This window comes from Bacillus coahuilensis m4-4 (assembly GCF_000171615.1).
GTDB classification, from domain to species: Bacteria; Bacillota; Bacilli; order Bacillales; family Bacillaceae_K; genus Bacillus_T; species Bacillus_T coahuilensis.
In genome coordinates this window covers 14,727-37,643 of sequence record NZ_ABFU01000005.3, presented here as the reverse complement: position 1 = coordinate 37,643, position 22,917 = coordinate 14,727, and the positions used below count along the sequence as shown (strand labels likewise).

At 41.3% G+C, this 22,917-nt stretch carries 27 protein-coding genes and 2 pseudogenes; all 29 read left to right on the top strand.

The features are described 5' to 3' along the window. Positions 1-4 precede the first annotated feature (4 nt). The 29 genes and pseudogenes from rpoB to secY all read left to right on the top strand — a co-directional run bounded on the left by rpoB (position 5) and on the right by secY (position 22,909). Positions 5-3,562 (top strand): DNA-directed RNA polymerase subunit beta, encoded by a 3,558-nt coding sequence (gene rpoB / locus M44_RS00900; RefSeq protein WP_010170030.1) that lies wholly within the window; start codon positions 5-7, stop codon positions 3,560-3,562. Between the two features lie 49 nt (positions 3,563-3,611). Further along, positions 3,612-7,202, top strand: a complete 3,591-nt coding sequence (gene rpoC / locus M44_RS00895) for a DNA-directed RNA polymerase subunit beta' (protein ID WP_010170029.1) — start codon at positions 3,612-3,614, stop codon at positions 7,200-7,202. 138 nt (positions 7,203-7,340) lie between these two features. Continuing rightward, complete coding sequence (locus M44_RS00890) at positions 7,341-7,589, top strand: 50S ribosomal protein L7ae-like protein (protein ID WP_010170028.1); 249 nt, start codon at positions 7,341-7,343, stop codon at positions 7,587-7,589. Positions 7,590-7,687: 98 nt separating this feature from the next. Beyond that, positions 7,688-8,110: a 30S ribosomal protein S12 gene (gene rpsL / locus M44_RS00885; protein WP_010170026.1), complete on the top strand. Its 423-nt coding sequence runs from the start codon at positions 7,688-7,690 to the stop codon at positions 8,108-8,110. A gap of 49 nt (positions 8,111-8,159) precedes the next feature. Further along, positions 8,160-8,630 carry a 30S ribosomal protein S7 gene (rpsG, locus tag M44_RS00880; RefSeq protein WP_010170024.1) on the top strand — a complete coding sequence of 157 codons (471 nt, stop codon included), beginning with the start codon at positions 8,160-8,162 and terminating at the stop codon, positions 8,628-8,630. Positions 8,631-8,681: 51 nt separating this feature from the next. Continuing rightward, positions 8,682-10,761, top strand: a pseudogene (gene fusA / locus M44_RS19480) (elongation factor G). Between the two features lie 124 nt (positions 10,762-10,885). Continuing rightward, the gene (gene tuf, locus M44_RS00870; protein WP_010170021.1) at positions 10,886-12,076 is read left to right on the top strand and encodes an elongation factor Tu; all 1,191 of its coding nucleotides are present in this window, start codon (positions 10,886-10,888) and stop codon (positions 12,074-12,076) included. Between the two features lie 369 nt (positions 12,077-12,445). After that, positions 12,446-12,754 (top strand): 30S ribosomal protein S10, encoded by a 309-nt coding sequence (rpsJ, locus tag M44_RS00865; protein ID WP_003156464.1) that lies wholly within the window; start codon positions 12,446-12,448, stop codon positions 12,752-12,754. A gap of 34 nt (positions 12,755-12,788) precedes the next feature. Next, positions 12,789-13,418 carry a 50S ribosomal protein L3 gene (rplC, locus tag M44_RS00860; RefSeq protein ID WP_010169946.1) on the top strand — a complete coding sequence of 210 codons (630 nt, stop codon included), beginning with the start codon at positions 12,789-12,791 and terminating at the stop codon, positions 13,416-13,418. 30 nt (positions 13,419-13,448) lie between these two features. Further along, complete coding sequence (rplD, locus tag M44_RS00855; RefSeq protein WP_010169944.1) at positions 13,449-14,072, top strand: 50S ribosomal protein L4; 624 nt, start codon at positions 13,449-13,451, stop codon at positions 14,070-14,072. Further along, positions 14,069-14,356: a 50S ribosomal protein L23 gene (rplW, locus tag M44_RS00850; RefSeq protein ID WP_029326662.1), complete on the top strand. Its 288-nt coding sequence runs from the start codon at positions 14,069-14,071 to the stop codon at positions 14,354-14,356. The genes rplD and rplW overlap by 4 nt, the downstream gene beginning before the upstream one ends. A 32-nt stretch (positions 14,357-14,388) precedes the next feature. Then, positions 14,389-15,219, top strand: coding sequence for a 50S ribosomal protein L2 (rplB, locus tag M44_RS00845; protein ID WP_010169940.1), 831 nt, complete (start codon positions 14,389-14,391; stop codon positions 15,217-15,219). Positions 15,220-15,279: 60 nt separating this feature from the next. Then, a complete protein-coding gene (rpsS, locus tag M44_RS00840; RefSeq protein WP_010169937.1) occupies positions 15,280-15,558 on the top strand; it encodes a 30S ribosomal protein S19 in 279 nt (92 codons plus the stop codon). Positions 15,559-15,577: 19 nt separating this feature from the next. Beyond that, entirely contained in the window at positions 15,578-15,919 is a 342-nt protein-coding gene (rplV, locus tag M44_RS00835) for a 50S ribosomal protein L22 (protein ID WP_010169935.1), read from the top strand. Positions 15,920-15,922: 3 nt separating this feature from the next. After that, positions 15,923-16,579, top strand: coding sequence for a 30S ribosomal protein S3 (rpsC, locus tag M44_RS00830; RefSeq protein WP_010169933.1), 657 nt, complete (start codon positions 15,923-15,925; stop codon positions 16,577-16,579). A gap of 2 nt (positions 16,580-16,581) precedes the next feature. After that, positions 16,582-17,016 carry a 50S ribosomal protein L16 gene (rplP, locus tag M44_RS00825; protein WP_010169932.1) on the top strand — a complete coding sequence of 145 codons (435 nt, stop codon included), beginning with the start codon at positions 16,582-16,584 and terminating at the stop codon, positions 17,014-17,016. Beyond that, on the top strand, positions 17,006-17,209 hold the full coding sequence (gene rpmC / locus M44_RS00820) for a 50S ribosomal protein L29 (protein WP_003351417.1): 204 nt from the start codon (positions 17,006-17,008) through the stop codon (positions 17,207-17,209). Before rplP ends, rpmC begins: the two co-directional genes overlap by 11 nt. 19 nt (positions 17,210-17,228) lie before the next feature. Continuing rightward, a complete protein-coding gene (rpsQ, locus tag M44_RS00815) occupies positions 17,229-17,492 on the top strand; it encodes a 30S ribosomal protein S17 (protein ID WP_010169926.1) in 264 nt (87 codons plus the stop codon). A 47-nt stretch (positions 17,493-17,539) separates the two neighbouring features. Next, positions 17,540-17,908: a 50S ribosomal protein L14 gene (rplN, locus tag M44_RS00810; RefSeq protein WP_010169924.1), complete on the top strand. Its 369-nt coding sequence runs from the start codon at positions 17,540-17,542 to the stop codon at positions 17,906-17,908. A gap of 39 nt (positions 17,909-17,947) precedes the next feature. Beyond that, positions 17,948-18,259, top strand: coding sequence for a 50S ribosomal protein L24 (rplX, locus tag M44_RS00805; protein ID WP_010169922.1), 312 nt, complete (start codon positions 17,948-17,950; stop codon positions 18,257-18,259). 27 nt (positions 18,260-18,286) lie between these two features. Next, positions 18,287-18,826 carry a 50S ribosomal protein L5 gene (gene rplE / locus M44_RS00800; RefSeq protein WP_010169921.1) on the top strand — a complete coding sequence of 180 codons (540 nt, stop codon included), beginning with the start codon at positions 18,287-18,289 and terminating at the stop codon, positions 18,824-18,826. Between the two features lie 24 nt (positions 18,827-18,850). Next, positions 18,851-19,036 carry a 30S ribosomal protein S14 gene (gene rpsN / locus M44_RS00795; protein WP_010169920.1) on the top strand — a complete coding sequence of 62 codons (186 nt, stop codon included), beginning with the start codon at positions 18,851-18,853 and terminating at the stop codon, positions 19,034-19,036. A gap of 30 nt (positions 19,037-19,066) precedes the next feature. Further along, positions 19,067-19,465: a 30S ribosomal protein S8 gene (gene rpsH, locus M44_RS00790; protein WP_010169919.1), complete on the top strand. Its 399-nt coding sequence runs from the start codon at positions 19,067-19,069 to the stop codon at positions 19,463-19,465. 30 nt (positions 19,466-19,495) lie between these two features. Next, a complete protein-coding gene (gene rplF / locus M44_RS00785; protein WP_010169918.1) occupies positions 19,496-20,032 on the top strand; it encodes a 50S ribosomal protein L6 in 537 nt (178 codons plus the stop codon). A 34-nt stretch (positions 20,033-20,066) separates the two neighbouring features. Beyond that, positions 20,067-20,429 (top strand): 50S ribosomal protein L18, encoded by a 363-nt coding sequence (gene rplR, locus M44_RS00780; protein WP_010169917.1) that lies wholly within the window; start codon positions 20,067-20,069, stop codon positions 20,427-20,429. A gap of 23 nt (positions 20,430-20,452) precedes the next feature. After that, positions 20,453-20,949 (top strand): annotated as a pseudogene (gene rpsE, locus M44_RS00775) (30S ribosomal protein S5). 12 nt (positions 20,950-20,961) lie between these two features. Continuing rightward, the gene (rpmD, locus tag M44_RS00770) at positions 20,962-21,144 is read left to right on the top strand and encodes a 50S ribosomal protein L30 (RefSeq protein WP_010169916.1); all 183 of its coding nucleotides are present in this window, start codon (positions 20,962-20,964) and stop codon (positions 21,142-21,144) included. 32 nt (positions 21,145-21,176) lie between these two features. Next, the gene (gene rplO / locus M44_RS00765; protein ID WP_010169915.1) at positions 21,177-21,617 is read left to right on the top strand and encodes a 50S ribosomal protein L15; all 441 of its coding nucleotides are present in this window, start codon (positions 21,177-21,179) and stop codon (positions 21,615-21,617) included. Next, positions 21,617-22,909 carry a preprotein translocase subunit SecY gene (gene secY, locus M44_RS00760; protein WP_010169914.1) on the top strand — a complete coding sequence of 431 codons (1,293 nt, stop codon included), beginning with the start codon at positions 21,617-21,619 and terminating at the stop codon, positions 22,907-22,909. The genes rplO and secY overlap by 1 nt, the downstream gene beginning before the upstream one ends. Positions 22,910-22,917 lie beyond the last annotated feature (8 nt).

Sequence of the window (22,917 nt, the reverse complement as noted above, 5' to 3'; positions counted from 1 at the left end):
TCAGTTGACAGGTCAACTTGTTCAGTATGGACGGCACCGCCAACGTAGAAGTTTTGCGCGTATCAGTGAAGTTTTAGAATTACCAAATCTAATTGAGATCCAAACCGCTTCTTATCAGTGGTTTCTTGATGAGGGTTTGAGAGAGATGTTCCACGACATTTCTCCTATTGAAGATTTCACTGGTAATCTCTCTTTAGAGTTCATTGATTACAGCTTAGGAGAGCCAAAATATCCGGTGGATGAATCGAAAGAACGAGACGTTACATTTTCTGCACCACTTCGTGTGAAAGTACGTCTTGTAAACAAAGAAACCGGGGAGGTAAAAGACCAAGAAGTCTTTATGGGGGATTTCCCACTAATGACGGAAACTGGTACTTTTGTCATCAATGGAGCTGAGCGCGTTATCGTATCACAGCTAGTTCGATCACCTAGCGTGTATTACAGCGGTAAAGTAGATAAAAATGGTAAAAAAGGCTTTTCTGCCACAGTTATCCCTAACCGTGGAGCTTGGCTAGAATATGAAACAGACGCAAAGGATGTTGTGTATGTGCGTATTGATCGTACGCGTAAGCTTCCAGTAACTGTTTTATTACGTGCTCTTGGTTTCGGCACTGATCAAGAAATCATCGATTTATTAGGGGATAACGAGTATCTTCGTAATACGCTTGAAAAAGATAATACGGAGAGCATTGAAAAAGCACTACTAGAAATTTATGAGCGTCTTCGCCCAGGTGAACCACCTACAGTTGAAAACGCAAAAAGTTTACTAGTCTCTCGTTTCTTCGATCCGAAACGCTATGATTTAGCGAATGTAGGACGTTACAAAATTAACAAAAAGCTTCACATTAAGAACCGTCTGTTCGGTCAAGTGTTAGCTGAAACAATTGCTGACCCTGAAACAGGCGAAATCTTAGCTGAACGCGGTACAACGTTAGATCGACGTAACCTAGATAGAATTATTCCGTATCTAGAAAAGGGTATTGGCTTCAAAACTGTACACCAAGGCGGCGGAGTGATTGAAGACGAAACGGTCGTTCAATCTATTAAAATCTTTGCTCCAAATGAAGATGGAGAGAAAGAGATTAATGTGATTAGCAATGCTTACGTTACAGAAGATGTGAAAAACATTTCGGCTGCTGACATCATTGCGTCTATTAGTTATTTCTTTAACCTTTTACACGGTGTAGGTGACACGGACGACATCGACCACTTAGGTAACCGTCGTTTGCGTTCAGTTGGTGAGCTTTTACAAAACCAATTCCGTATCGGTCTTTCTCGTATGGAGAGAGTAGTTCGTGAAAGAATGTCTATTCAAGATACTGCAACGATTACTCCTCAACAGTTAATTAATATTCGTCCCGTGATTGCGGCGATTAAAGAGTTCTTCGGTAGCTCTCAGCTTTCTCAGTTCATGGACCAAACGAATCCACTTGCTGAGTTAACGCATAAGCGTCGTCTATCGGCATTAGGACCTGGTGGTTTAACGCGTGAGCGTGCTGGATTTGAAGTGCGTGACGTTCACTACTCTCACTATGGTCGTATGTGTCCGATTGAAACGCCAGAGGGTCCAAACATTGGATTGATTAACTCATTATCATCCTTTGCAAAAGTAAACCGTTTTGGTTTTATCGAAACTCCATACCGTCACGTAGATCCTGAAACAGGAAAAGTGACAGACCGTATCGATTATCTAACGGCTGATGAAGAAGATAATTACGTAGTTGCTCAAGCGAACGCACGCTTAGGAGATGACGGCTCATTCTTAGACGAAGAGGTTGTTGTACGTTTCCGTGGTGAAAACACAGTTGCAAAACGTGAACGTGTAGATTACATGGACGTATCTCCTAAACAAGTCGTTTCTGCTGCGACAGCATGTATTCCATTCTTAGAGAACGATGACTCCAACCGTGCCCTAATGGGAGCGAACATGCAACGTCAAGCTGTACCGTTAATGCAACCGGAATCTCCGATTGTTGGTACAGGAATGGAGCACGTATCTGCTCGTGACTCTGGTGCTGCTGTAATCTGTAAGCAACGAGGCATTGTAGAGCGTGTTGAAGCGAAGCAAGTATGGGTTCGTCGTATTGAAGAGATTGACGGTAAGAAAGTTAAAGGCGATATAGATAAATATAAAATGCAAAAATTCATCCGTTCTAACCAAGGAACCTGCTATAACCAACGCCCAATTGTGGCAGAAGGTGATTTAGTAGAAAAAGGTGAAATTCTTGCAGATGGTCCTTCCATGGAAAAAGGAGAGCTTGCTCTTGGCCGTAACGTAATGGTTGGTTTCATGACATGGGACGGGTATAACTATGAGGATGCTATCATCATGAGTGAACGTCTTGTGAAAGATGATGTCTATACTTCTATCCATATTGAAGAATATGAATCTGAATCACGAGATACGAAGCTAGGACCTGAAGAAATCACACGTGATATTCCAAACGTAGGTGAGGATGCTCTTCGCAACCTTGACGAGCGTGGAATTATCCGTGTTGGGGCGGAAGTGAAAGATGGAGACCTTCTAGTTGGTAAAGTGACACCTAAAGGAGTAACAGAGCTTACAGCAGAGGAGCGTTTATTACACGCAATCTTTGGTGAGAAGGCTCGTGAAGTACGTGATACATCTCTACGTGTACCACACGGAGGCGAAGGTATCATCTTAGATGTGAAAGTCTTCAACCGTGAAGATGGAGACGAATTACCACCAGGTGTTAACCAATTAGTTCGCGTTTATATTGTTCAGAAACGTAAGATTTCTGAAGGAGATAAAATGGCCGGACGACATGGTAACAAAGGGGTTATCTCGAAGATCCTTCCAGAAGAAGATATGCCGTACTTACCAGACGGTACACCAATTGATATCATGTTAAACCCTCTTGGGGTACCTTCTCGTATGAATATTGGACAGGTGCTTGAGCTACATTTAGGTATGGCGGCTAGGTACTTAGGTATCCATGTAGCATCTCCAGTATTTGATGGAGCGAACGAGGAAGATGTTTGGTCAACTATTGAAGAAGCTGGTATGGCGCGTGACGCGAAGACCGTTCTTTATGATGGAAGAACTGGTGAGCCATTCGATAACCGTGTATCTGTTGGGATCATGTATATGATCAAACTAGCGCACATGGTTGACGATAAGTTGCATGCTCGTTCAACTGGACCTTACTCTCTTGTTACGCAACAACCACTTGGAGGTAAAGCTCAATTTGGTGGACAACGTTTCGGTGAGATGGAGGTTTGGGCACTTGAAGCATACGGTGCAGCTTACACATTACAAGAGATCTTAACGGTTAAATCCGATGATGTTGTAGGTCGTGTGAAAACATACGAAGCGATCGTAAAAGGTGAAAATGTTCCAGAGCCAGGTGTACCAGAATCGTTTAAAGTTTTAATTAAAGAACTTCAAAGCTTAGGTATGGATGTGAAAATCCTTTCAGGTGATGAAACAGAAATTGAAATGCGTGACCTTGAAGATGAAGAAGAACATCAACAAGCAGATACGTTAAATATTACAGATAACTCAGAATCAGATGCTGCAAAAGTAGGAACTCAAGAATAAGTAAAACCTTACGTTAAGGTTATTACCTAGAAAAAGGGAGGTCGGCCCCTTGCTAGATGTAAACAACTTTGAATACATGAAAATCGGTTTAGCTTCACCAGACAAAATCCGTTCTTGGTCGTTTGGAGAGGTCAAAAAACCAGAAACCATTAACTACAGAACATTGAAACCTGAAAAAGACGGTCTTTTCTGTGAGCGCATCTTTGGTCCAACTAAAGACTGGGAATGTCACTGTGGTAAATATAAGCGTGTTCGTTACAAAGGTGTTGTCTGTGACCGCTGCGGAGTAGAAGTTACTCGTGCAAAGGTTCGTCGAGAGCGTATGGGTCATATTGAACTTGCAGCCCCTGTTTCTCATATCTGGTACTTCAAAGGAATTCCAAGCCGAATGGGACTTGTTTTGGACATGTCCCCTCGCTCCTTGGAGGAAGTTATTTACTTCGCGTCCTATGTTGTAACAGATCCAGGAGATACAGCTCTTGACAAAAAGCAATTACTTTCAGAAAAAGAATACCGTGCATACCGTGAGAAATATGGCGTGAAATTCCAAGCTGCTATGGGTGCTGAAGCAATCAAAAAGCTTTTATCTGATATCGATTTAGATAAAGAAGCAGATATGCTGAAAGAAGACCTAAAAACAGCTCAAGGACAACGCCGTACACGAGCAATTAAAAGATTAGAAGTCGTTGAGTCTTTCCGTAACTCAGGAAATGATCCTTCATGGATGATTTTAGACGTTCTTCCAGTCATTCCACCAGAGCTTCGTCCAATGGTTCAATTAGACGGTGGACGTTTTGCAACGTCTGACTTGAACGATCTATATCGTCGAGTGATTAACCGTAATAATCGTCTAAAACGTTTATTAGACCTAGGAGCTCCTAGCATTATCGTTCAAAACGAAAAGCGTATGCTTCAAGAAGCAGTAGATGCGTTAATCGACAATGGTCGTCGTGGCCGTCCTGTAACAGGTCCTGGTAACCGCCCATTAAAATCCCTTTCTCATATGTTAAAAGGGAAACAAGGTCGATTCCGTCAAAACTTACTTGGTAAACGTGTTGACTATTCTGGTCGTTCCGTTATCGTAGTTGGACCAAACTTAAAGATGTATCAGTGTGGTCTTCCAAAAGAAATGGCGTTAGAATTATTCAAACCATTCGTAATGAAAGAGTTAGTTGAACGTGGATTAGCTCATAATATTAAGAGTGCGAAACGTAAGATTGAACGGGTTCACTATGAAGTATGGGATGTTTTAGAAGAGGTTATTAAAGAGCATCCAGTACTACTTAACCGTGCCCCAACTCTACACAGACTAGGGATTCAGGCGTTTGAACCAACGCTTGTTGAAGGTCGCGCAATTCGTCTTCACCCGCTTGTATGTACTGCTTATAACGCAGACTTCGATGGTGACCAAATGGCGGTTCATGTACCTTTATCAGCAGAGGCTCAAGCAGAAGCTCGTATGTTAATGTTAGCTGCCCAAAACATCCTTAACCCGAAAGATGGTAAACCAGTTGTTACACCATCTCAGGATATGGTATTAGGTAACTACTATCTAACACTAGAGCGTAAAGGTTCTGTTGGAGAAGGTATGATCTTTAAAGATACGAACGAAGCATTACTTGCTTATCAAAATGGTTATGTTCATTTCCATAGTCGTATTGCGATCCATGCCGGAGCATTGAAAAACCAAACGTTCACAGAAGAGCAGAATAAGATGCTTCTTCTAACAACAGTTGGGAAATTAATCTTTAACGAAATCTTGCCAGCAAGCTTCCCTTACATTAACGAACCAACAAGAGAAAATCTCGAAGTGAAAACGCCTGAGAAGTACTTTGTTGATCCTACAGCTAATGTAAAAGAAGTCATTGTAGAACAAGAAATTGTTGCTCCATTTAAAAAGAAAATCCTTGGAAATATCATTGCAGAAGTATTTAAGAAATTCCAAATCACGGAAACTTCTAAAATGCTTGACCGCATGAAGGACTTAGGATTCAAATATTCTACAAAAGCTGGTATTACGGTTGGTGTATCTGATATCGTCGTATTACCAGAGAAGCAAGAAATCCTTGAAGAAGCACAAGCGAAAGTGGATAACGTAACAAAGCAATTCCGTCGTGGTTTAATCACAGAGGAAGAGCGTTACGATCGCGTTATCTCCATTTGGAGTGCAGCGAAGGATACAATCCAAGGTAAATTAATGAAAACGTTAGATACAACAAACCCGATCTTCATGATGAGTGATTCAGGAGCCCGTGGTAACGCATCTAACTTTACGCAGCTTGCTGGTATGCGTGGTCTAATGGCCAACCCGGCAGGTCGTATCATTGAGTTACCAATTAAATCTTCATTCCGTGAAGGTCTGACGGTATTAGAGTACTTCATCTCAACACACGGTGCGCGTAAAGGTCTTGCCGATACAGCACTAAAGACAGCTGACTCAGGTTACTTAACTCGTCGTCTTGTTGACGTAGCGCAGGATGTAATTGTTCGTGACCCTGACTGTGGAACAGATCGTGGTCTAAAGGTAGCTGCTCTTAAAGATGGTACTGAAACAATTGAAGCACTTGAAGAACGTCTACAAGGACGCTATTCACGTAAAACGATTCGTCACCCTGAAACAGGTGAGGTAATGGCGGTTGAAAACCAACTAATTACTCAAGACCTAGCAGAACAAATTGTAAATGCTGGTATTGAAGAAGTTTGGATCCGCTCTGCCTTCACTTGTAACACGCGCCACGGTGTTTGTGAGAAGTGTTATGGTGTAAACTTAGCGACTGGACAAAAGGTAGAAGTAGGAGAAGCAGTAGGTATTATTGCCGCTCAATCTATCGGAGAACCAGGAACTCAGCTTACAATGCGTACATTCCATACAGGTGGGGTAGCAGGAGACGATATCACACAAGGTCTTCCTCGTATCCAAGAGATTTTCGAAGCGCGTAACCCGAAAGGTCAAGCAGCAGTTTCTGAAATTAACGGGGTTGTTACAGCTGTAAACGAAGGAAAAGACCGTCAACAAGAAATTGTTGTTCGTGGTGATGTTGAAACAAGAACCTACACAGTTCCATATACAGCTCGTTTAAAAGTAGTAATAGACTCAGAAATCATCCGTGGTCAAGAACTAACGGAAGGTTCCATCGATCCGAAAGAGCTATTAAAAGTTCGTGACGTTCTAGCTGTTCAAGAGTACTTACTTCGTGAGGTTCAAAAAGTATACCGTATGCAAGGGGTAGAAATTGGAGACAAACACGTAGAGGTAATGGTTCGTCAGATGTTACGCAAAGTACGCGTAATAGATGCCGGTGAAACAGATGTACTACCAGGTACACTTCTTGATATTCACCAATTCACTGATGCGAACGAAAAAGCTTTACTAAGTGGAAGGACACCTGCTACAGGTAGACCCGTCCTACTTGGTATTACAAAAGCTTCTCTTGAAACAGATTCATTCTTATCTGCTGCATCATTCCAAGAAACAACAAGAGTACTTACAGACGCAGCAATCAAAGGTAAGCGCGATGAGTTATTAGGACTGAAAGAAAATGTTATTATCGGTAAACTGGTTCCTGCTGGTACGGGAATGCCACGTTACCGTAAGGCTGTTCCAGTCGTAACACAAGAAGAAACAGTAACAGTAGAGTAAAATAAATGTGTGCGGTGTGGAGTTCCACATCGCACATACAAATTTATTTGAATCTGCGGTTGACAGATAAAATCGTAGATGATAATATATTCAAGGTTGCTCCTATTATTATTCCTGTTACTTTGGAGGATATGAACAATGTCTTATGAAAAAGTATCGCAGGCTAAGCAGTTAGTTGTAGGGACAAAGCAGACAGTGAAAGCTATCAAAGCAGGAGATATCCAACAGGTTGTGATCGCAAAGGATGCTGATTACAAAGTAGTTTCTAAGCTTCTGCAAGCCTCTAAGGATATGAATGTTGAAGTGCTGTACGTTGATTCTATGAAAAAGCTCGGCAAAGCTTGTGGAATAGATGTCGCAGCAGCGACTGTCGGTATTATGAAGTAAATCAGTTTTTGTAGGAGATCTTACAAAAGCTTTGTTTTTACCCATTTATGAACCACCTGGATGTGTGGGCTTAAAAAAATGAAGGGAGGAAAACTCAAATGCCAACTATTAATCAGTTAGTCCGTAAACCTCGTAAGAGTGCGGTGACGAAATCTGACTCACCAGCATTAAACAAAGGTTACAACAGCTTCCAAAAAGCACAAACAAACCAATCTTCTCCACAAAAACGTGGTGTATGTACTCGTGTTGGTACAATGACTCCGAAGAAACCGAACTCTGCATTACGTAAATATGCTCGTGTTCGTTTAACTAACGGTATCGAAGTAACAGCATACATTCCTGGAATTGGTCACAACTTACAAGAACACAGCGTGGTACTTATCCGCGGTGGACGTGTAAAAGACTTACCTGGGGTACGTTATCACATCGTTCGTGGTGCACTTGATACTGCAGGCGTTGATGGTCGTATGCAAGGTCGTTCTAAATACGGAACTAAGAGACCAAAAGCACCTAAAAAATAATACAATTAAACCAACAAGTTTATAAGCTTCGTTGAAAGGAGGAAAAAACATGCCACGTAAAGGTCCTGTAGCAAAAAGAGACGTATTACCAGATCCAATTTACAACTCTAAGCTAGTTACAAAATTAATCAACAGAATCATGGAGGACGGTAAAAGAGGTAAAGCACAAAAAATACTTTACTCTGCTTTTGACCTAGTCCAAGAGCGTTCTGGAAAAGACCCTATGGAAGTATTCGATCAAGCACTTAAGAACATTATGCCAGTTCTTGAAGTTAAAGCACGCCGTGTAGGTGGAGCTAACTACCAAGTACCAGTAGAGGTTCGTCCTGATCGTCGTACAACTCTAGGTCTTCGTTGGTTAGTAAACTACTCTCGCCTTCGCGGAGAAAAAACGATGGAAGAGCGGTTAGCTAACGAAATCCTTGATGCAGCAAACAACGCTGGTGCTTCCGTTAAGAAACGTGAAGACACTCACAAAATGGCTGAAGCTAACAAAGCTTTCGCTCACTACCGTTGGTAAGATTTATTTTACCTATAAATTAAAACTCATTTGAGGAAGGAGATAGAACAGATGACTAGAGAGTTCTCCTTAGAAAAGACACGTAATATCGGTATCATGGCTCACATCGATGCTGGTAAAACAACAACTACTGAGCGTGTTCTTTACTACACTGGTCGTATCCACAAAATTGGTGAAACTCATGAAGGGGCTTCACAAATGGACTGGATGGCGCAGGAGCAAGAGCGTGGAATCACAATCACTTCTGCTGCGACTACAGCTTCTTGGAACGATCACCGTATCAACATCATTGACACACCTGGACACGTAGACTTCACAGTAGAGGTTGAACGTTCATTACGTGTACTTGATGGAGCAGTTGCTGTACTTGATGCACAATCTGGAGTTGAGCCTCAAACTGAAACAGTTTGGCGCCAAGCAACTACTTACGGCGTACCACGTGTCGTATTTGTAAACAAAATGGACAAAATTGGTGCAGACTTCTTATATTCTGTCTCCACTCTTCATGACCGTTTAAATGCTAATGCAGCTGCCATTCAATTACCAATCGGTGCTGAAGACGAGTTCGAAGGTATCATTGACCTAGTTGAAATGAAAGCTACATTCTACGGCAATGACTTAGGAACAGATATCCAAGTTAAAGAAATTCCTGCTGAATTCCTAGACCAAGCAGAAGAATATCGTGAAAAGTTAATTGAAGCTGTTGCTGAATTAGACGAAGAATTAATGGAAAAGTATCTTGGTGGAGAAGAAATCTCTAACGAAGAGCTGAAAATTGCTATTCGTAAAGCTACTTTAACTGTTGAATTCTACCCAGTTCTATGTGGTTCAGCTTTCAAAAACAAAGGTGTTCAAAAAATGCTTGATGCAGTTATTGACTACCTACCAGCTCCTACTGATGTAGCAGCAATCAAAGGTATTATTCCTGATACTGATGAAGAAGTAACTCGTCCTTCTAGCGACGACGCTCCTTTCTCAGCGCTTGCATTCAAAGTTATGACGGATCCTTATGTAGGGAAACTTACATTCTTCCGCGTATACTCTGGTGTACTTAGCTCAGGATCTTACGTGCAAAACTCTACAAAAGGTAAACGTGAGCGTGTAGGACGTATCCTACAAATGCACGCGAACAGCCGTGAAGAGATTTCTCAAGTATTCGCTGGAGATATCGCTGCTGCGGTTGGACTGAAAGATACAACTACTGGAGATACTCTATGTGAGGAAAAGAACTTAGTTATCTTAGAATCTATGGAATTCCCAGAGCCAGTTATCTCTCTATCAGTAGAGCCAAAATCTAAAGCTGACCAAGATAAAATGACAACAGCTTTACAAAAACTACAAGAAGAGGATCCTACATTCCGTGCACATACTGACCAAGAAACTGGTCAAGTAATCATCGCGGGTATGGGTGAGCTTCACTTAGACATCATCGTTGACCGTATGAAACGTGAATTTAAAGTAGAATGTAACGTAGGTGCTCCTCAAGTATCTTACCGTGAAACATTCCGCGCTTCAGCACAAGTTGAAGGTAAATTCGCTCGCCAATCTGGTGGACGTGGACAATTTGGTCACGTTTGGATTGAATTCTCTCCAAACGAAGAAGGTAAAGGATTTGAATTCGAAAATGGAATCGTTGGTGGGGTTGTACCTCGTGAATACATTCCAGCTGTAGAAGCAGGTCTTAAAGACGCGATGGAGAACGGTGTTATCGCTGGTTACCCTCTAATCGATGTTAAAGCTCGTCTATTTGACGGTTCATACCATGATGTTGACTCTTCTGAAATGGCGTTCAAAATTGCCGCTTCAATGGCACTTAAAAACGCAGTTTCAAAATGTAGCCCAGCAATCCTTGAGCCTTTAATGAAGGTTGAAGTTGTTATCCCTGAAGAATATTTAGGAGATATCATGGGAGACATCACTTCTCGTCGTGGACGTGTTGAAGGTATGGAAGCTCGTGGAAACGCACAAGTTGTTAAAGCTTTCGTTCCACTGTCTGAAATGTTCGGATATGCAACTTCTCTACGTTCTAACACTCAAGGTCGTGGAACTTATTCTATGCACTTTGATCACTACGAAGAAGTACCAAAATCAATCTCTGAAGAGATTATACAAAAAAAATAAAGGTGAATAATTGAATTATTCCCTATAATCAAGTATAACTACTATTGTAAGTTATAGATGCATAAGGGGTTTTACTATCCCTTATGTATAAAATATACTTAAATTCTTTTATACAATATAAGGAGGAATTCCGAATGGGTAAGGAAAAATTCGATCGTTCCAAAACGCATGCGAATATTGGTACAATTGGTCACGTTGACCACGGTAAAACAACATTAACAGCTGCAATCACAACTGTTCTAGCTAAAAGATCTGGTAAAGGTCAAGCTATGGCATACGATCAAATCGATGGTGCTCCAGAAGAGCGTGAGCGTGGAATCACAATCTCAACTGCACACGTTGAGTATGAAACTGATGCACGTCACTATGCACACGTAGACTGCCCAGGACATGCTGACTACGTTAAAAACATGATCACTGGTGCTGCACAAATGGACGGCGGTATCCTAGTAGTATCTGCTGCTGACGGCCCAATGCCTCAAACTCGTGAGCACATCCTTCTTTCTCGTCAAGTAGGTGTACCTTACCTAGTTGTATTCTTAAACAAATGTGACATGGTAGACGACGAAGAATTACTTGAACTAGTTGAAATGGAAGTTCGTGACCTTCTTTCTGAGTACGATTTCCCTGGAGACGATGTTCCTGTAATCCAAGGTTCTGCTCTTAAAGCTCTTGAAGGTGAAGCTGATTGGGAAGAAAAAATCATCGAGCTTATGAACGCTGTTGATGAGTACATCCCAACTCCAGAACGTGACACTGAAAAGCCATTCATGATGCCAGTTGAGGACGTATTCTCAATCACTGGTCGTGGTACAGTTGCTACTGGACGTGTTGAGCGTGGAGTAGTTAAAGTTGGAGACGTTATCGATATCATCGGTATCGCTGAAGAGAACAAACAAACGACTGTAACTGGAGTAGAAATGTTCCGTAAGCTTCTTGACTATGCAGAAGCTGGAGACAACATCGGTGCGCTACTTCGTGGTGTATCTCGTGAAGATATCCAACGTGGACAAGTTCTTGCTAAACCAGGAACAATCACTCCACACACTAAATTCCAAGCGGAAGTTTACGTTTTATCTAAAGAAGAAGGTGGACGTCACACTCCATTCTTCTCTAACTACCGCCCACAATTCTATTTCCGTACAACTGACGTAACTGGAATCATCCAATTACCAGAAGGTACTGAAATGGTTATGCCTGGCGACAACATCGAAATGACGGTTGAGCTTATCGCTCCAATCGCGATCGAAGAAGGTACTAAGTTCTCTATCCGTGAGGGTGGACGTACTGTAGGTGCTGGTGTCGTAGCAACTATCACTGAGTAATTTGTAAGGTGAGCAAAAAGTCAGCGAAATTTTCGCTGGCTTTTTTTCTTGGCCTATTCAACTATGCAGCATCGTAAAAGCTTATGAGAATGCAATTCCATTTAGGAAAACAAACCTATAAATTCATTTAAATTTTGGGTTGAATCCTTAGTAGGAAATATGTATAATAGAACAAGTGCGGCTCGGATGTAATAATTTTATTAAGTTCTTGCATTGGGCTCAAGTTTTTAGTATAATAGACAATGTTGGTCTTTGACTGCGATGATATGGAAGGTTGCTGACACACCCGGCCGCTTTGCCATGGCGAGTGTGTGGGAAATTTCCGTGGAGAATGTCTATAATGAAATAGGCGATAAAGGAGGGAAAATAATGGCAAAACAAAAAATTCGTATCCGTTTAAAAGCGTATGATCACAGAATTTTAGATCAATCTGCTGAGAAGATTGTTGAAACAGCTAAGCGTTCTGGGGCGTCAGTGTCTGGTCCGATCCCATTACCGACAGAAAAGTCTGTATACACAATTCTACGTGCGGTTCACAAGTACAAAGATTCTCGTGAGCAGTTCGAAATGCGCACTCATAAACGTCTAATCGATATTGTTAACCCAACACCACAAACTGTTGATGCGTTAATGCGTTTAGATTTACCGTCAGGTGTAGATATTGAAATCAAACTATAATTAATAAACATTATATTTTCAGGAGGTGTGACTTATGACCAAAGGAATCTTAGGTAGAAAAATCGGTATGACTCAAGTTTTCGCAGAAAACGGAGATCTTATCCCGGTTACAGTTATCGAAGCTACTCCAAACGTTGTTCTTCAAAAGAAAACTGCTGACACTGATGGCTATTCAGCAATTCAGTTAGGTTTTGAAGATATGCGCGCGAAGTTAGCTAACAAACCTCGCACAGGCCATGCAGCTAAAGCAGAAACTGCTCCTAAGCGCTTCATTCGCGAAATTCGTGATGCAAACGTGGCTGAGTACGAAGTTGGTCAAGAAGTCAAAGTTGATACATTCGCTGCAGGAGATGTAGTAGACGTAACAGGAGTTTCAAAAGGTAAAGGTTTCCAAGGTGCTATTAAACGCCACGGACAATCTCGCGGACCAATGTCTCACGGTTCTCGTTACCACCGTCGTCCTGGTTCAATGGGACCAGTTGCTCCTAACCGCGTATTCAAAGGTAAATTATTACCTGGACGTATGGGTGGCGACATCGTTACAGTTCAAAACTTAGAAATCGTTAAAGTTGATGTAGAGCGTAACTTACTTCTAGTTAAAGGTAATGTACCTGGAGCTAAGAAAGCACTAGTTAAAGTTCAATCAGCTGTTAAAGCAAACTAATAGAACTTCGTAAGAAAGGAGGAAATTAAGATGCCAAAAGTATCTTTATTGAACCAAACAGGCTCCCAAGTTGGAGATATTGAATTAAATGATTCTATTTTCGGAATCGAACCAAATCAATCTGTAATGTTTGATGCGGTAATCATGCAAAGAGCTTCTTTACGTCAAGGTAACCACAAGGTTAAAGGTCGTTCTGAAGTAGCAGGCGGTGGTCGTAAACCATGGCGCCAAAAAGGTACGGGTCGTGCTCGTCAAGGTTCTATCCGCTCACCTCAATGGCGTGGAGGCGGTATCGTATTCGGTCCTACTCCAAGAAGCTACAGCTACAAGCTACCTAAAAAGGTACGTCGCTTAGCTATTAAATCTGCTCTATCTACTAAAGTAGTAGAAGAGAACATCATCGTTTTAGATCAATTAACTTTTGCAGCACCAAAAACAAAAGAATTTGTTGCAGTTCTTAAAAACCTTTCTTTAGACAACAAAGTACTTGTTGTAACAGATGGTTTAGATGAAAATGTAGCTCTTTCTGCTCGTAACATTCCTGGAGTAACAGTTGTTCCTTCAAACGGAATCAGCGTGCTTGATGTTTTAGGTCACGACAAACTAGTTATGACTAAAGCTGCTGTTGAAAAAGTAGAGGAGGTGCTTGCATAATGGATGCTCGCGATATCATTAAGCGCCCCGTTATCACTGAACGCTCAACTGACTTGATGGCAGACAAAAAGTACACATTCGAAGTGTCTACTACTGCTAACAAAACTCAAGTTAAAGACGCTGTAGAAGAAATCTTCGGTGTTAAAGTTGAGAAAGTAAACATCATGAACTACAAAGGTAAGTTCAAGCGTATGGGACGTCACGCAGGTTACACTAACAAACGTCGTAAAGCTATTGTTAAATTAACTACTGATAGCAAAGAAATCGAATTCTTCGAAGCATAATAAATAACTATTCAAGAAGAGGAGGGAAAATAATGGCGATTAAAAAGTATAAACCTACCTCAAACGGCCGTCGTAACATGACAACTTCTGATTTTGCTGAGATTACAACTAGCACTCCAGAAAAGTCTTTACTTCAACCACTTCCTAAGAAGGCTGGTCGTAACAACCAAGGTAAGTTAACAGTTCGTCATCATGGTGGCGGTCATAAGCGTCAGTACCGTGTTATCGACTTCAAACGCGATAAAGATGGTATACCTGGACGCGTTGCCACTATTGAGTATGATCCAAACCGTTCTGCAAACATTGCATTAATTAACTACGTTGACGGTGAAAAGCGTTACATCATTGCTCCTAAAAACCTAGAAGTAGGTATGGAAATTATGTCAGGTGCAGAGGCTGACATTAAAGTAGGTAACGCATTACCACTTATCAACATCCCTGTGGGTACAGTTATCCACAACATCGAATTAAAGCCTGGTAAAGGTGGACAATTAGTACGTTCTGCAGGTACATCTGCACAAGTACTAGGTAAAGAAGGTAAATACGTTCTTGTACGCCTAAACTCTGGTGAAGTTCGCATGATTCTTTCAGCTTGTCGTGCAACTGTAGGTCAAGTTGGTAACGAGCAACACGAATTGATCAACATCGGTAAAGCAGGTCGTTCTCGTTGGTTAGGTAAGCGCCCAACTGTACGTGGATCTGTAATGAACCCTAACGATCACCCACATGGTGGTGGTGAAGGCCGTACACCAATCGGTCGTAAGTCACCTATGTCACCTTGGGGCAAACCAACTCTTGGTTTCAAAACTCGTAAGAAAACAAACAAATCCGATAAATTTATCGTACGTCGTCGTAAAAAATAACGTGTTTGAACTACGGTTCCACAAAAGAACCGTAGAACAATCACGAAGGGAGGTTCAAACATGGGTCGTAGCTTAAAAAAGGGACCTTTTGTTGATGATCATTTAATCAAAAAGATCGAGAATCTAAATGAAGCTGACAAGAAGCAGGTCGTAAAAACTTGGTCTCGTCGTTCAACAATCTTCCCAGCATTCATCGGTCACACAATCGCAGTATATGATGGTCGTAAACATGTACCTGTATTCGTTACAGAAGATATGGTAGGTCACAAACTTGGTGAATTCGCACCATCTCGTACTTACAAAGGCCACGCTGCTGATGACAAGAAAACAAGACGCTAATTGAGAGGAGGGTATCCTAATGCAAGCAAAAGCTGTTGCAAGAACAGTACGTATTGCTCCTCGTAAAGTACGCCTAGTAGCTGATCTTATCCGAGGTAAGCAAGTTGGAGAAGCAATTGCCATTTTAAAGCACACTCCTAAGGCTGCTTCACCAGTAGTAGAAAAAGTTTTAAACTCTGCTTTAGCAAACGCTGAGCACAACTACAACATGGATCTTGAGAATCTAGTTGTATCTGAAGCTTTCGTAAATGAAGGCCCAACTTTAAAACGCTTCCGCCCTCGTGCAATGGGTCGTGCAAGCCAAATTAACAAACGCACAAGCCACATTACAATCGTGGTATCAGAAAAGAAGGAGGGATAATTCGTGGGTCAAAAAGTACATCCAATAGGTTTGCGTGTCGGAATCATCCGTGACTGGGAGTCAAAATGGTACGCAGGCAAAGATTATGCTGATCTTTTACACGAAGACTTAAAAGTACGTGAATATGTTGCGAAACGTCTTTCTGACGCATCTGTTTCTAAAGTAGAAATCGAGCGTGCAGCAAACCGTATTAACATCTCTATTCACACTGCTAAACCTGGTATGGTAATCGGTAAAGGTGGTACAGAAGTTGAAGCTTTACGTAAAGCATTAACTGAGCTTACTAAAAAGCGTGTACACATCAACATCGTTGAAATTAAAAGAGCAGATCTTGATGCTAAATTAGTAGCAGAAAATATCGCTCGTCAATTAGAAAACCGTGTTTCTTTCCGCCGTGCTCAAAAGCAATCCATTCAACGTGCAATGCGCGCTGGAGCAAAAGGTATTAAAACACAAGTTTCTGGTCGTTTAGGTGGTGCGGATATCGCACGTGCTGAATCTTATTCTGAAGGAACTGTTCCTCTACACACACTTCGCGCTGACATTGACTATGCTCATGAAGAAGCTGACACAACGTATGGTAAGCTAGGCGTTAAAGTATGGATCTATCGCGGGGAAGTCCTTCCTACTAAGAGAAAATCCCAGGAAGGAGGAAAATAATTATGTTATTACCAAAACGCGTTAAATATCGTCGTCAACACCGTGGAAAAATGCGCGGTAATGCTAAAGGTGGTACAGAAGTATCATTTGGTGAATTCGGTCTACAAGCTACAACAGCTGGTTGGATTACGAACCGTCAAATCGAATCTGCACGTATCGCAATGACTCGTTACATGAAACGTGGCGGTAAAGTTTGGATTAAAATTTTCCCTCACAAGCCTTATACAGCTAAACCTCTTGAGGTCCGAATGGGTTCAGGTAAAGGTGCTCCAGAAGGTTGGGTAGCTGTTGTTAAACCTGGTAAAGTAATGTTCGAAATCGCAGGAGTATCTGAGGAGGTTGCACGTGAAGCTCTTCGTCTTGCGTCTCACAAACTACCAGTTCAAACTAAGTTTGTAAAACGAGAAGAAATTGGTGGTGAATCAAATGAAAGCTAATGAAATTCGTGACTTAACCACTGCTGAAATTGAACAAAAAGTTAAATCACTTAAAGAAGAGCTTTTTAACCTACGCTTCCAATTAGCGACAGGGCAACTTGAAAATACAGCTCGCATTCGTGAAGTACGCAAAGCGATCGCTCGTATGAAAACTGTAATTCGTGAAAGAGAGATCGGCGTTAACAATCGATAAATGAGAGGAGGTTTGCACAATGAGTGAACGCAATCAACGTAAGGTTTACACTGGCCGCGTAGTATCTGATAAAATGGATAAAACGATTACGGTTATGGTTGAAACTTACAAAACACACTCACTTTACGGCAAACGCGTAAAATACTCTAAAAAGCTTAAAGCTCATGATGAGCAAAACACAGCTAAAACTGGCGATATCGTTCGCATTATGGAAACTCGTCCACTTTCAGCTACAAAACGCTTCCGTCTAGTAGAAGTTGTAGAAAAAGCGGTTATTATCTAATAACAATACGTTCGGACTGATGTTCATTCCGAAAGGAGGTAACCTAAATGATTCAACAAGAAACTCGTTTAAAAGTTGCTGATAACTCTGGCGCTCGTGAAGTTTTAACAATCAAAGTTCTTGGTGGTTCTGGTCGCAAAACTGCAAACATCGGTGATGTCATCGTATGTACAGTGAAACAAGCAACACCAGGAGGCGTTGTTAAAAAGGGTGACGTTGTAAGAGCAGTTGTAGTTCGCACAAAGAGTGGTGTACGTCGTAAAGATGGTACTTACATCAAATTTGATGAGAATGCTTGCGTTATTATCAAAGACGATAAAACACCTCGTGGAACTCGTATCTTTGGACCTGTTGCACGTGAACTTCGTGATAACAGCTTCATGAAAATTGTATCTTTAGCTCCAGAAGTACTTTAATCGATAAAAAGATTCGACCATTCAAGGAGGTGCAACAAAATGCATGTGAAAAAAGGCGACAAAGTGATGGTCATCACAGGAAAAGACAAAGGTAAGACTGGTACAATTCTTGCTGCTTATCCTAAAAAAGACCGTGTGCTAGTTGAAGGTATTAACGTCGTGAAAAAACACGCAAAGCCTTCTCAAGCAAATCCACAAGGTGGAATCATTAGCCAAGAGGCACCTATTCACGTTTCTAACGTTATGATCCTTGATCCTAAAACGAACGAACCAACTCGCGTAGGATTCAAAGTGGAAGACGGAAAGAAAGTACGTGTTGCAAAAAAATCAGGTGAAATTCTAGATAAATAGTTATGATAAGAAGGGAGGTACAAAAACATGAACCGCCTAAAAGAAAAATATGTTAAAGAAATTACTCCTGCTCTTGTGAGTAAGTTCAATTACAGTTCTGTGATGGAAGTACCTAAAGTTGAAAAAATCGTTGTAAACATGGGTGTAGGTGAAGCAGTAGCTAACTCTAAAGCTTTAGACGTAGCTGTTGAAGAACTACAAACAATCACTGGTCAAAAACCAGTTATCACTCGTGCTAAAAAATCTATCGCTGGTTTCCGTCTTCGTGAAGGTATGCCAATCGGTGCAAAAGTAACTCTACGCGGCGAGCGCATGTATGAGTTCTTAGATAAATTAATTTCTGTATCTTTACCACGTGTACGTGACTTCCGCGGTGTTTCTAAAAAAGCATTCGACGGTCGTGGAAACTACACACTAGGAATTAAAGAACAAATCATTTTCCCAGAAATCGATTATGATAAAGTTTCTAAAATCCGTGGTATGGACATCGTTATTGTTACAACTGCTAACAGTGACGAAGAGTCTCGTGAACTTTTAACACAAATCGGAATGCCATTCCAAAAGTAATCGCTAAATAAGGGAGGCGAAAACGTGGCTAAAAAATCTATGATAGCGAAACAAAAACGCGAGCCTAAGTTTAAAGTTCAAGGATATACACGTTGTGAACGTTGCGGACGTCCACACTCTGTAATCCGTAAATTTAAACTTTGCCGTATCTGTTTCCGTGAATTAGCGTATAAGGGTCAAATTCCTGGCGTTAAAAAAGCTAGCTGGTAAAACCCATTTCTGGGAAGGAGGTAAATTAACATGACAATGACTGATCCTATTGCAGATCTTCTAACTCGCATTCGTAATGCGAACATGGTGCGTCACGAGAAACTAGAGGTTCCTGCTTCTAACATGAAAAAAGAAGTGGCTGAAATCCTTAAGCGTGAAGGTTTCATCCGTGATGTAGAATACATCGAAGATAACAAACAAGGTATCATTCGTATTTTCCTTAAATACGGTTCAAACAACGAGCGCGTTATCACTGGTCTTAAACGTATTTCTAAGCCAGGTCTACGTGTTTATGCAAAATCAACTGAGGTACCAAAAGTACTGAACGGTCTTGGTATTGCAATCGTTTCTACTTCTCAAGGTCTTCTTACTGATAAAGAAGCTCGCGCTAAGCAAGTTGGCGGAGAAGTTCTTGCTTACGTTTGGTAATATTTTATACACGAATGGAGGTGCAAAAGAATGTCTCGTGTAGGTAAAAAACCTATTGAAATTCCATCTGGCGTTACATTAACAATGGATGGTAACACAGTTACAGTTAAAGGTCCGAAAGGCGAACTAACTCGTTCTTTCAGCCCAGAAATTACAATCGCGATCGAAGAGAACGTTATTAACATCTCTCGTCCATCAGATAAAAAAGAACACCGTGCACTTCACGGAACTACTCGTGCCCTTTTAGCTAACATGGTTGAAGGTGTATCTAAAGGTTTCGAAAGAGGTCTTGAGTTAATCGGGGTTGGATACCGTGCTTCAAAGCAGGGTTCTAAGCTTGTACTAAACGTTGGTTACTCTCACCCAGTTGAGATCACACCAGAACAAGGTATCGAAGTTGAGGTTCCTTCTAATACGAAAATTATCGTTAAAGGTATGGATAAAGAGCGCGTTGGTGCTTTAGCAGCAAACATCCGTGATGTTCGTCCACCAGAGCCTTACAAAGGTAAAGGGATCCGTTACGAAGGTGAACACGTTCGTCGTAAAGAAGGTAAAACAGGTAAATAATGCCGCTTAGGTAAAAAGAAAGGAGTGACCGCAGGTGATTACTAAAGCTGACAAGAACAAAACTCGTAAGAAAAGACATGCACGTGTACGTTCTAAGATCACTGGTACTGCAGAACGCCCACGTTTAAACATCTTCCGTTCAAGCAAGCATATTTATGCTCAACTGATTGACGATGTTAATGGCGTGACAGTAGCAAGTGCTTCTACTTTAGATAAAGAATTATCACTAGATTCTACAAGCAACGCTGATGCAGCAACTCAAGTAGGTGCTCTAGTAGCAAAGCGTGCAGTAGAAAAAGGTTTTAAATCAGTAGTATTCGACCGTGGAGGTTACCTATATCATGGCCGAGTTCAAGCATTAGCAGATGCTGCTCGTGAAAATGGTCTAGAATTTTAATCGCAAAAGGAGGGACAAATCAGATGCGTATTGATGCAAACAAACTAGAACTTGAAGAACGCGTAGTTACAGTTAACCGTGTTGCGAAAGTTGTTAAAGGTGGACGTCGTTTCCGCTTCACTGCACTAGTTGTAGTAGGTGACAAAAACGGACACGTAGGCTTCGGTACTGGAAAAGCTCAGGAGGTACCTGATGCAATCCGTAAAGCGATCGAAGACGCGAAAAAGAACTTAATCGAAGTTCCTGTTGTTGGAACTACAATTCCACATGAAATAATCGGAGTATTTGGTGCTGGTAACATCCTTTTAAACCTGCTTCTGCCGGTACAGGAGTTATCGCTGGTGGTCCAGTACGTGCGGTATTAGAGCTTGCTGGTGTAGCTGATATCTTATCAAAATCACTAGGTTCTAACACGCCAATCAATATGGTTCGCGCTACTGTTAAAGGATTAAGCCAATTAAAGCGTGCTGAAGACGTAGCGAAGTTACGTGGAAAAACAGTAGAAGAACTGTTAGGATAAGGAGGGAACATTATGGCAAACAAATTAGCAATCACCCTCACTCGCAGTGTCATTGGTCGTCCACAAGATCAACGCGATACAGTAACAGCTTTAGGTTTGCGTAAAGTAAATCAAACTGTTGAAAAACAAGACAATGCTGCAACTCGCGGGATGATCAATAAGGTTGCCCACTTAGTTACGGTTAAAGAAATTTAAGAACTCATTTTCTTAAGTAAGGAGGTGCCAACATGAAATTACATGAATTAAAACCTGCAGAAGGTTCACGTAAAGAGCGTAACCGCGTTGGTCGTGGTACTGGTTCTGGTAACGGTAAGACTGCTGGTAAAGGTCACAAAGGACAAAATGCTCGTTCTGGTGGTGGCGTACGCCCTGGTTTTGAAGGTGGTCAAACTCCTTTATTCCAACGTTTACCTAAACGTGGTTTCACGAACATCAACCGTAAAGAATTTGCTATCGTGAATTTAGATGCATTAAATCGTTTCGAAGACGGTACAGAAGTAACTCCAGAACTTCTTATCGAAACAGGTGTAGTTAGCAACGAGAAATCGGGTATTAAGATTTTAGCTAAAGGTTCTATCGAGAAGAAGCTTACAGTAAAAGCACACAAATTCTCGTCAGCTGCTAAAGAAGCAATCGAAGCTGCTGGTGGCCAAACCGAGGTGATTTAATGTTTCAGACTATCTCCAATTTCATGCGCGTGGGTGATATAAGAAATAAAATAATCTTTACCCTTTTAATGCTTGTTGTATTCCGTTTAGGAACATTTATTCCTGTACCAGGAGTCGATGCTGATGTGTTAAAACTAGCAGATCAGCCTGGCATATTAGGTTTCTTAAATACTTTTGGTGGTGGGGCATTATCTAACTTCTCTATTTTTGCAATGGGGATTATGCCTTACATTACGGCATCCATTATCGTTCAATTACTTCAAATGGATGTCGTTCCAAAATTCACTGAATGGTCTAAGCAAGGTGAAGTAGGTCGTCGTAAGCTAGCGCAGTTTACACGTTATTTCACAATTGTATTAGGCTTTATTCAAGCCTTAGCGATGAGTTATGGCTTTAACCAGTTTTATGGTGGTGTATTAATCACGAACCCTGGAATCGGTAATTACCTTGTTATCGCGTTAGTGTTAACAGCTGGTACTGCGTTCCTAATGTGGTTAGGTGAACAAATCACTGCTAAAGGTGTAGGAAACGGAATTTCCATCCTGATCTTTGCTGGTATCGTTGCTGCAATTCCTGGTGGAGCTGTACAACTTTACGCTCAACAAATTGAAGGAGCTGGAGAACAACTGTTCATTCGAATTGTTATCCTTGCTTTAATTGTGTTAGCAATCTTAGCAATCGTTGTCGGAGTCATCTTCGTTCAACAAGCACTTCGTAAAATTCCAATCCAATACGCTAAACGTATGATGAATCGTAGTCCTGTTGGTGGTCAATCCACTCACTTACCGTTAAAAGTAAATGCGGCAGGCGTTATTCCAGTAATCTTTGCTGTATCGTTTATCATTACACCACAAACGATCGCATCGTTCGTTGGAAGTAATTCTGTTACAGATACGATCACGTATATATTTGACTACACACAACCAGTAGGAATGCTGATTTATGTAGCTCTTATTATTGCTTTTACTTACTTCTATGCGTTCATTCAAGTGAATCCTGAGCAAGCTGCTGAGAACTTGAAGAATCAAGGTGGGTACATTCCTGGGATTCGTCCTGGTCAAGCAACTCAAGAATATTTAACACGTGTGTTATATCGACTAACGTTCGTTGGAGCTGTATTCTTATCTGTTGTTTCTGTCCTTCCGATTCTCTTCATTAAGTTTGCTGGCTTACCTCAATCTTTACAGATTGGCGGAACTAGCTTACTGATTGTTGTTGGGGTAGCTCTTGAGACAATGAAACAATTAGAAGCTCAATTAGTAAAGCGTCATTATAAAGGCTTTATTAAGTAATTACCTGG

Bases quoted from the DNA above. Each gene is read 5' to 3' on its own strand.
- rplV (WP_010169935.1), top strand. From the start codon at position 15,578: ATGCAAGCAAAAGCTGTTGCAAGAACAGTACGTATTGCTCCTCGTAAA.
- rpsH (WP_010169919.1), top strand. From the start codon at position 19,067: ATGACAATGACTGATCCTATTGCAGATCTTCTAACTCGCATTCGTAAT.
- rplX (WP_010169922.1), top strand. From the start codon at position 17,948: ATGCATGTGAAAAAAGGCGACAAAGTGATGGTCATCACAGGAAAAGAC.
- rpsL (WP_010170026.1), top strand. From the start codon at position 7,688: ATGCCAACTATTAATCAGTTAGTCCGTAAACCTCGTAAGAGTGCGGTG.
- rpmC (WP_003351417.1), top strand. From the start codon at position 17,006: ATGAAAGCTAATGAAATTCGTGACTTAACCACTGCTGAAATTGAACAA.
- rplN (WP_010169924.1), top strand. From the start codon at position 17,540: ATGATTCAACAAGAAACTCGTTTAAAAGTTGCTGATAACTCTGGCGCT.
- rpsQ (WP_010169926.1), top strand. From the start codon at position 17,229: ATGAGTGAACGCAATCAACGTAAGGTTTACACTGGCCGCGTAGTATCT.
- rpsG (WP_010170024.1), top strand. From the start codon at position 8,160: ATGCCACGTAAAGGTCCTGTAGCAAAAAGAGACGTATTACCAGATCCA.
- tuf (WP_010170021.1), top strand. From the start codon at position 10,886: ATGGGTAAGGAAAAATTCGATCGTTCCAAAACGCATGCGAATATTGGT.
- rplD (WP_010169944.1), top strand. From the start codon at position 13,449: ATGCCAAAAGTATCTTTATTGAACCAAACAGGCTCCCAAGTTGGAGAT.
- rplF (WP_010169918.1), top strand. From the start codon at position 19,496: ATGTCTCGTGTAGGTAAAAAACCTATTGAAATTCCATCTGGCGTTACA.
- secY (WP_010169914.1), top strand. From the start codon at position 21,617: ATGTTTCAGACTATCTCCAATTTCATGCGCGTGGGTGATATAAGAAAT.
- rplO (WP_010169915.1), top strand. From the start codon at position 21,177: ATGAAATTACATGAATTAAAACCTGCAGAAGGTTCACGTAAAGAGCGT.
- rplE (WP_010169921.1), top strand. From the start codon at position 18,287: ATGAACCGCCTAAAAGAAAAATATGTTAAAGAAATTACTCCTGCTCTT.
- rpmD (WP_010169916.1), top strand. From the start codon at position 20,962: ATGGCAAACAAATTAGCAATCACCCTCACTCGCAGTGTCATTGGTCGT.
- rplP (WP_010169932.1), top strand. From the start codon at position 16,582: ATGTTATTACCAAAACGCGTTAAATATCGTCGTCAACACCGTGGAAAA.
- rplC (WP_010169946.1), top strand. From the start codon at position 12,789: ATGACCAAAGGAATCTTAGGTAGAAAAATCGGTATGACTCAAGTTTTC.
- rplB (WP_010169940.1), top strand. From the start codon at position 14,389: ATGGCGATTAAAAAGTATAAACCTACCTCAAACGGCCGTCGTAACATG.
- rpsS (WP_010169937.1), top strand. From the start codon at position 15,280: ATGGGTCGTAGCTTAAAAAAGGGACCTTTTGTTGATGATCATTTAATC.
- rpsJ (WP_003156464.1), top strand. From the start codon at position 12,446: ATGGCAAAACAAAAAATTCGTATCCGTTTAAAAGCGTATGATCACAGA.
- M44_RS00890 (WP_010170028.1), top strand. From the start codon at position 7,341: ATGTCTTATGAAAAAGTATCGCAGGCTAAGCAGTTAGTTGTAGGGACA.